This window comes from Marivita sp., assembly GCF_051859345.1.
Lineage (GTDB): Bacteria > Pseudomonadota > Alphaproteobacteria > Rhodobacterales > Rhodobacteraceae > Marivita.
The window spans coordinates 1-909 of sequence record NZ_JBHYFV010000107.1; the positions used below are offsets into that span (position 1 = coordinate 1).

1 protein-coding gene and 1 pseudogene are annotated in these 909 nt (G+C 55.6%); both read left to right on the top strand.

The window, feature by feature from the left end:
• Window positions 1-337 (top strand): Tn3 family transposase (locus ACTIEN_RS22255; RefSeq protein WP_439525319.1); only part of this gene is annotated, 337 nt, incomplete at its 5' end.
• A 164-nt stretch (window positions 338-501) separates the two neighbouring features.
• Window positions 502-861: pseudogene (locus tag ACTIEN_RS22260) on the top strand (transposase); the annotation flags it as partial.
• Between the last annotated feature and the right edge of the window lie 48 nt (window positions 862-909).

The window sequence follows — 909 nt, forward strand, 5'->3', positions numbered from 1 at the left end:
GTTCATCATCGATTGGCTGCTGGATGCCGACATGCAGCGCCGTGCCCAAATCGGCCTGAATAAGGGCGAAGCGCATCATGCGCTGAAAAACGCCCTGCGCATTGGTCGCCAAGGTGAAATCCGTGACCGAACAGCCCAAGGCCAGCACTTCCGAATGGCCGGGCTGAACCTGCTCGCCGCTATCATCATTTACTGGAACACCAAGCACCTTGGCCAAGCTGTCACGGCGCGCCAACGCGACTGTCTGGATTGTTCACCAGATCTGCTAGCGCACATCTCGCCACTCGGATGGGCCCACATCCTTCTCACCGGCGAATACAGGTGGTCAAAAAAGTGATTAAATCGCCTTAGCCTAGGATTCTGCACTCTCCGGCATCAGACCCCATGGTGAAACTGTGAGATAGCGGAAAACGTCGCAACGACCCTTGAGCCGTCAGGGGTGGATTCACAAACGAAGTGCAAATTCTGTATCAAAACATAATGTTGCATGGAGGATGTCGAATGGGACGCTGCTACCCTCACCGGAGTTTGGAAGAGCGCCGGAAGCTTGCCGAGTGGCGTGAAGCCAAAATGCCGGTTCCAGAGATGGCGGATCGGCTGGGTCGTGCTCCGTCCACGATCTATCGCGCACTGAAGCGCAATTACTATCGCGACAAAGAATTGCCGGAGCTGAATGGCTATCACGCGTTAAATGCGCAGGACATGTACAAATGTCGCCGTGCGATCCATCGCAAGATGATTATGCATCCTGAGTTGAAAGCTGCGGTGGAAGAGCGGCTCAAGGCTGGTCGGTCACGCGAGCAGATCGCAGGCCGGATGCGGCTCGAACGTCATCCGATCCGGGTGACCCACGATACGATATAACGCTTCGCCTATTCGAAAGATGGCCGCGACGAGCAATTCTATCGC